The sequence below is a fragment of the Colwellia demingiae genome (assembly GCF_007954275.1).
GTDB lineage: Bacteria > Pseudomonadota > Gammaproteobacteria > Enterobacterales > Alteromonadaceae > Colwellia > Colwellia demingiae.
In genome coordinates this window covers 123737-131061 of sequence record NZ_VOLT01000014.1, presented here as the reverse complement: position 1 = coordinate 131061, position 7325 = coordinate 123737, and the positions used below count along the sequence as shown (strand labels likewise).

Annotated in this window: 6 protein-coding genes; 3 read left to right on the top strand and 3 right to left on the bottom strand. The window is 37.7% G+C overall.

All coding sequences use genetic code 11. From position 1 onward, the window contains the following. On the bottom strand, nucleotides 1-888 hold an 888-nt coding region (locus tag ESZ36_RS20595; protein WP_146791356.1), incomplete at its 3' end, for an IS110 family RNA-guided transposase. A gap of 179 nt (nucleotides 889-1067) precedes the next feature. Next, nucleotides 1068-1961, bottom strand: a complete 894-nt coding sequence (locus ESZ36_RS20590) for a LysR family transcriptional regulator (protein ID WP_146791354.1) — start codon at nucleotides 1959-1961, stop codon at nucleotides 1068-1070. 167 nt (nucleotides 1962-2128) lie between these two features. Between ESZ36_RS20590 and ESZ36_RS20585 the strand changes: the two genes are divergently transcribed. The 3 genes from ESZ36_RS20585 to bktB are packed head-to-tail and all read left to right on the top strand — an operon-like array spanning nucleotide 2129 to nucleotide 4749. Beyond that, complete coding sequence (locus ESZ36_RS20585) at nucleotides 2129-2833, top strand: CoA transferase subunit A (protein ID WP_146791352.1); 705 nt, start codon at nucleotides 2129-2131, stop codon at nucleotides 2831-2833. A 21-nt stretch (nucleotides 2834-2854) separates the two neighbouring features. After that, nucleotides 2855-3511 (top strand): 3-oxoacid CoA-transferase subunit B, encoded by a 657-nt coding sequence (locus ESZ36_RS20580; RefSeq protein WP_146791350.1) that lies wholly within the window; start codon nucleotides 2855-2857, stop codon nucleotides 3509-3511. Between the two features lie 53 nt (nucleotides 3512-3564). After that, nucleotides 3565-4749 (top strand): beta-ketothiolase BktB, encoded by a 1185-nt coding sequence (gene bktB / locus ESZ36_RS20575; protein ID WP_146791348.1) that lies wholly within the window; start codon nucleotides 3565-3567, stop codon nucleotides 4747-4749. A gap of 201 nt (nucleotides 4750-4950) precedes the next feature. Here bktB and ESZ36_RS20570 read toward each other — a convergent pair whose 3' ends face one another. Next, nucleotides 4951-6969, bottom strand: coding sequence for a HAMP domain-containing methyl-accepting chemotaxis protein (locus ESZ36_RS20570; RefSeq protein WP_146791346.1), 2019 nt, complete (start codon nucleotides 6967-6969; stop codon nucleotides 4951-4953). Between the last annotated feature and the right edge of the window lie 356 nt (nucleotides 6970-7325).

Genomic DNA, 7325 nt, shown 5'->3' with positions numbered 1-7325 from the left:
GATAGCGACAGCTTTTTTTGGCCTTACAAGCACAGCTCTTGCACCGTGAATAAATAATTCTCGTAGGCCTTTATTCCCTCGTTTACTTATACCGAGTAACCTTGGCTTTCCTCCCGTTGAAAACTGACGTGGAACCAAGCCAATCCAAGCGGCTAAGTGCCTCCCATTTTTAAAGTCAGCGGCGTTACTAATATCAGATAAGCAACGGCTAGCGGTTAGGTTTCCCACTCCAGGTATCGTTTTGAGTAGTTGAGCACGTTCGTCATGGTCGACTATATCTTTGAGTTTTTTATCTTGAGTCAAAATAAGCTGATTAAGTTTCAAGTAATAGTCATGATGGTCTCTTAATTCTAAAAGCAACAACGGTGGTATTGGCTCACCATGTTCAGCTATCCTCCATTGGAATATTGCTTTCATTTTGTCGTGAGACTTTGGAAAGCTCATACCAAACTCTAATAAAATTGACCCGATACGGGACATGCAGGCTGTTCTGTCTTTTAGGTAACTTGAACGTATTCGTTGAATGACTGATATCACTTGAGATGATTCAGTTTTAATACTTACAAAGCGCATAGAAGGTCGGGTAGCTGCTTCGGCTATGGCATCAGCATCAATGAAATCATTTTTGTTTGTTTTGACATAAGGTTTAACATACTGTGGTGGGATTAGTAGTGCTTTATGCCCAAACCCTTGACACTTTCTTGCTAACCAATGAGAGCCACCACAAGACTCCATAGCAACAGTTGTTCGTTCAGTATTAGCGAGAAACAGAATTAACTTAGTGCGACTTAACTTTTTACGGAAAACTTCTCTGCCAGATGAATCATGGCCAACGAGATGAAAGGTAGATTTTTCTATATCAATTCCAAGAATGTTAATAGTAGACATGATGGTTCTCCTCATTTAATCGTCTGCCCTAAGTGTAGATTAGGAGAGGCGGACCATCTTATTAGCGCCTTAGATTTTTAGCCATAAATCTTATATATATAAGCTTTGATATCTCTCTTATGAACTCGGAATTTGGTGTTTTCTAATTGAACAGTATAATCGCTCAATTTATTCCTCAATCAATCTGCTAAATAACTTTGCTGCACTAGTTGTTTAAACTTAGCTGTAGGTGTGGATAATTGACTACGATGCTTAGTTATTATTCCCACTCGTCGGCTCACTACTGGTGAAACCAATCGGCGACACTCAACATCCATTGAACGTAATTGTTCAATGGATAGTGAAGGCATTGCACTTACGCCAAGTCCTGTTGCGACCATTTGACCTATGGTTGCTAATTGATTAGTTTCAAATTCAATATTTAACACAATGTCTTGCTCTAACAAGGCATTATCGATCAAATTTCGTATATTAGACGGACGTTGCAAAGTAATAAAAGGTAATTTTTCAAAAGCTTGCCAAGTGATCTCTGATTGATTTAATAATGGATGTTGTTTTGGCAGAGCAGCGACAAAATTATCGGTAAATAGGGGTTCAAACAATAGATCCTCAGACTCTCCTGGATCAAACGAAATAGCCAATTCAACTTTACCACTTCTTACCAAAGCGACAGCGTCTTCAGCGATAACATCGTGAACTTTAATATTAATTGAGGGATGTAATTGATGAAAAGTATTTAAATGTGTAGGTAAAACCGTGCTGGCAAAAGACGGCATTGCTGCAACTGTTAAATTACCTCTATTGAGCAAAAATAAATTATTGAGATCATTAAAGGCGCTATCCCAGTCCGCTAACAAACGTTTTGCTACGGGAAGAAATGTTCTTCCTTCGGGCGTTAAAGCTAAACTCCTCGTGGTTCGAATAAACAGTTGGCCACCAATGCTTTCTTCTAAATTTTTAATCGTAATACTCAGTGCAGGCTGAGATAAATGTATTAACTCACTCGCTTCGGCAAAACTACGTGTTTGGGCTACAGCGAGAAAACCACGCATATGTTTAATTGTAATATTCATTCGTTATCATCTAATAAAGTTAAATCGACTAGTTTAAAAGTTTATTTATTTAAAATATAAATCAATCAATGAAAAAAATCAATTTGTTAAATATAAAGGCATATAGGATGCTGTAATACGGTTTCTTTAATAGAAATATCAAAAAATAATAGCTAAGGAGATACTTAATGTCAGGTTTTAACAAAGTAGTAGGTAGTTACGAAGAGGCAATGACGGGATTAACCGATGGTATGACCATTATTGCAGGTGGCTTTGGTCTTTGTGGTATACCTGAAAACCTAATCAAAGAAATAAAAAGAAAAGGAACAAAGAATTTGACGGTGGTTTCAAACAATTGCGGAACCACTGATCATGGTTTAGGGGTATTACTATTAGAGCGACAAATTAAAAAAATGGTAGCGTCCTATGTTGGCGAAAATGCAAACTTTGAAGCACAAATGATGGCCGGAGAACTTGACGTCGAATTAACCCCTCAAGGTACCTTAGCCGAGAAAATCCGTGCTGGAGGCGCAGGGATTCCTGCCTTTTATACTGCCACAGGTTTTGGAACACCAGTCGCCGAAGGTAAAGAAGTTCGTGAGTTCAATGGACGAAAGTATATTCTAGAAGAAGCTGTGACAGGCGACTTTGCATTGGTGAAAGCATGGAAAGCCGATACATATGGTAATTTGGTCTTTAGAAAAACAGCACGTAACTTTAATCCTATGGTAGCTACAGCAGGAAAAATAACAGTTGTTGAAGTTGAAGAGATAGTACAGCCAGGAGAGTTAGATCCAGACGAAATTCATACACCAGGAATTTATGTGAATCGATTAATTCAAGGGTCATTCGAAAAAACAATTGAACAACGTACTATTCGTTCTAACCAATAACTTTAATAAAAGCAGGATATTATGGCACTTTCAAGAGAGCAGCTTGCACAACGTGTAGCGAAAGAATTAAAAGATGGTTATTACGTTAATTTAGGTATTGGTATTCCAACCTTAGTTGCCAATTACGTCCCTGAGGGGATCGAAGTAATGTTGCAATCAGAGAACGGATTATTGGGAATGGGACAATTTCCTACTGAAGATGAAATTGATGCAGATCTAATCAATGCAGGTAAACAAACCGTAACAATGGCTACGGGAGCATCAATATTCAACTCTGCAGACTCATTTGCCATGATACGAGGAGGTCATGTGGATTTAACTGTTCTTGGAGCCTTCGAAGTTGATAGTCAGGGAAGTATTGCGTCTTACATGATCCCAGGTAAATTAATAAAGGGCATGGGAGGTGCTATGGATTTGGTAGCGGGAGCCGATAATATCATTGTCACTATGACTCATGCTTCGAAACATGGCGTATCAAAATTATTAAGCGAATGTACGTTACCGTTAACAGGGAAGGGGTGTATAAAGAAAGTACTAACTGATTTAGCGTTTATCGAAATTAAGGCTGGTAAGTTTCATTTGCTAGAGCGTGCACCAGGGGTTTCTGTTGAAGAAATAATAAAACTAACTGCAGGTGAGTTAGTTGTACCTGAACATGTGCCTGAAATGCAGTTTTAATCATTGTTTTAATTAAATGTCTGATTTATTACCTATTAAAAAGAGAGAATTAAATGTCAAAACGTGAAGTTGTTTTTTTAAGTGGTGTTCGTACAGCTATTGCTGATTTTGGTGGTTCATTAAAAGGAGTTGCACCAACAGATCTTGCTGGTCAAATGGTTGCAGAGGCGGTTAAACGTTCAGGGGCAAATAGTGAAGATGTTGGGCATTGTGTTATTGGTAATGTAGTTCATACAGACCGTCGCGATATGTATATGAGCAGAACTGCTGCTTTAAAAGGTGGATTACCAGAATCTACTCCTTCTTTAACGGTAAATCGGTTATGTGGTTCAGGATTACAAGCTATTATATCAGCTGCACAATTATTGTTGTTAGATGACTGTGATTTGGCCGTTGCTGGTGGTGCTGAGTCAATGACACGAGCACCTTATTGGAGTCCGTCAACACGTTTTGGTAGCAAAATGGGTGATGCACAAATGGTTGATCCTATGGTGGGCGCATTAACATGTCCTATTGGTGATACTCATATGGGGATTACGGCTGAGAATGTTGCAGAAAAGTGGGGAATAACTCGCGCAGAGCAAGATACAGCAGCTGTTGAATCACATCGTCGTGCTCAGCGCGCGATTGAAGAAAATCGCTTCGGTGACCAAATAGTACCTGTTGAACTTAAGTCTCGCAAAGGCATTACGCAATACAATACTGACGAACATGTACGTTATGACTGTACTCTTGCTGATATGGAGAAACTTCGCCCTGCATTTAAAAAAGACGGAACAGTAACTGCTGGTAATGCTTCAGGTATTAATGATGCTGCCGCTGTTGTTGTTATGGCTGATAGTGAATATGCCAAAGCCAATGGTTTGAAACCTCTAGCTAAATTAGTGGGTTATGCTTTTGCTGGTGTAGCACCTGAAATTATGGGAATTGGTCCGATACCCGCGGTAAATAAGTTATTGGAAAAAACCGGTGTTAGTAAAGATGATATTGACATTTGGGAAGTTAATGAAGCTTTTGCTTCGCAAGCATTAGAGGTATGTCGTGATCTAAAATTGGATATGGAAAAAGTTAATCCGAATGGATCAGGAATTTCTTTAGGTCATCCTATTGGTGCAACAGGGGCATTAATTACTGTTAAAGCCATACATGAACTGCAACGAGTTCAAGGTAAATATGCGGTGATCACCATGTGTATTGGTGGCGGACAGGGAATAGCTGCACTAATCGAAAGAATGTAAGGTTACATCTATACCTCTAGGCCTAGATTCTGAATGATCAAAATGGTGTTTACGGGGTTTATTAGCTATCATAGTTTACCTCGTTAAGTGAGTTTTCTCTCTTAACGAGGTATCCAAATACATGGGCGCAGATCATCTCAAGCTAAGCAGCTATTAATGGTTTGTTACGTTAACAGTTACCTCATTTTATCGACGTTAATATCACAATTTAAATTCTTGTACCGATTGTTGTAATTCTTCTGAAAGCTTTGCTACTTCCATACTTGCTATCGTAGTTTGTTGCGACCCAGTGTTAGTTTGCTCTGCAATGGCCACTATGGATTCTAAGCTAGTGTTAATTTCATGAGCGACTGCGTTTTGATCCTCAGCGGTAGTTGCAATTTGACAACTACGATCATGCGCTCTGTGTACTGCATGAATAATTGTTTCTAATGCTCTATCTGCTTCTTCACTTTGTTCAACGCAATTCACGGTTTGTTTTTTACCGGTATTCATTGCTGAAACGGCTTCTTTAGCGCCGTTTTGTAAAGCAATAATCATTGTTTGAATTTCTTCTGTTGACTCCTGCGTTCGGCTTGCCAGCGTTCTAACTTCGTCAGCAACAACAGCAAAACCTCGCCCTTGTTCACCGGCTCTGGCCGCTTCTATGGCTGCATTTAGTGCCAGTAAATTAGTTTGATCTGCGATACCTCTAATTACGTCAATAATACCGCCGATAGAAGCACTATCTTGCTGTAGTTGGTTGATAACTTGTGAAGCGTTCTCTACTTGAACAGCAAGTAATTCAATTGTTTTTCTGTTTCTTTCTGAAATGTCTTTAACCCGTTCTGCCTCATCATCAGCTTGCTTGATTTCTCCTAGAGCGTCATTAGCACCAGACAATACACTTTGTGCTGTTCTGCTCATTTCTGTGGTTGATAATGCCACTTGTTCAACTTGAGCAAGTTGTTCCTTAATAGCAACGGTACTTTGGGAGGTTACTGCTGATGTTTGCTCAGCAGCAGCAGCAAGTTGTATTGAACGACTAACAATACTTTGAATTAGATTTCTTAAACTATTAATTAATACATTACAGTTTATAGAGAGTCGGGCGAATTCATCGGTACCACTTTCATCAAGCTTTTGCGATAGATTTCCTGAAGCAACAATATTGAGCATTTTATTCACTCGACTTAAAGGGCGAGTAATACTAATAACTGTCATACGTGTGATAACAATGGCGCTGATGATAGATACTATCATGATAATTATTATCTCTGTGTTACCGCTTGATACTGAATCATCAACTCTGGCACTCGCGCGGATTGTGGTTTCATTAGCTAGAATAAGTTGCTTTTCCAATATATCATTGGCTAAATTTATATCGTTTAGCGAAGCATCGAGCTTTTTTGTCGCACTATCTATAGCGTTAAGTTGAGCATGTTTATTATAAAAAATACCATTTGTACTTGCTAATAGCTTTTTTAGTTCATTAAACTCTTTGGTTAAGTCCTCAGCGACACCATTTACGTTGTTTAGGAGCAGTTCGCTAAGTTCAATGTTCATGTTGCTAACTAGGTTATTAAAGTTTCTTGATATGCTAGATTGTAATTGATTTACTTCTGAACTGTCTGTGGCAATTCGATATTCAAAACTAGTGCTGACTAGAGTATTCAATAATATTTCAATATTCTTACCTAAATTAATAGCTCTTTGCAATTTACTATTGGCCAAATCATGGTAAGAAATCTCAAGTAATAGAGTTTCAACTTCAACAGCCTTCTCTTTTAAATAACTTACCTTTTCAGTTAAAGCACTTTTTTGCTCTATAGCTACTTTACGGTATTTAAAAACATCGTTCACATTATTATGTATAGAGTCATAACTACCCACTAAGTTGTTTAAATTTGATAATAACAGCGGCTCTTTTTGGACAATGATTTTAAGTTTATTTTGGGCCGACTCAAAATGAGATTGAGCAGATTTGAACTCTTTTTTGTGCTCTGATAATTGAGCTAAATTAGTTTGGTAATAACCAAGTAATACCAAGTCGCCTAGCCGAGTTAGTTTATTTTTAAGTTCTGTACTACCCATCAAAGTAGGGATAGCTAATTCATTTTGTTTTTTTGTCGACTCTTGAATTGTGTTGAGGTTAACCAATGAAATACCACTGATTACTATTAAAAAAATTGAAACAATGGTAAAGCCACCAATAATTTTCATTGCTACGGTCAAATTCATAGATACCACCATTTGGATGTTAAGACTGGATTGTTTAGATTAAACAGAGTTTATTTAATGTTTAGAATAAAAACAGTAACAAGACTAACTAATGGTTGCAAGCGCTTGCATCGCTTGATTGAGAATAAAAATAAAAGAGTAAATGATCATCTGTTCTGCGCACATATCGATTACTCGAATCTTGCTCTTTATTAATGTGAACTATATAGGCTTGCGTATATACATTTATTGAAGAAAGTAAATAACTTAGTTTATCGTAAGTACTCTTGTTAATTTCAACGGGTTAATCTCTTAAAATATGACCTTTATTATTTTGAAAATACTAAATTTTTTATATTCTTTATTAGGGGCAGTTG

Excerpts from the sequence above, each read along its gene's own strand:
- ESZ36_RS20570 (WP_146791346.1), bottom strand. The coding sequence starts at position 6,969 with ATGAATTTGACCGTAGCAATGAAAATTATTGGTGGCTTTACCATTGTT.
- ESZ36_RS20580 (WP_146791350.1), top strand. The coding sequence starts at position 2,855 with ATGGCACTTTCAAGAGAGCAGCTTGCACAACGTGTAGCGAAAGAATTA.
- bktB (WP_146791348.1), top strand. The coding sequence starts at position 3,565 with ATGTCAAAACGTGAAGTTGTTTTTTTAAGTGGTGTTCGTACAGCTATT.
- ESZ36_RS20590 (WP_146791354.1), bottom strand. The coding sequence starts at position 1,961 with ATGAATATTACAATTAAACATATGCGTGGTTTTCTCGCTGTAGCCCAA.
- ESZ36_RS20585 (WP_146791352.1), top strand. The coding sequence starts at position 2,129 with ATGTCAGGTTTTAACAAAGTAGTAGGTAGTTACGAAGAGGCAATGACG.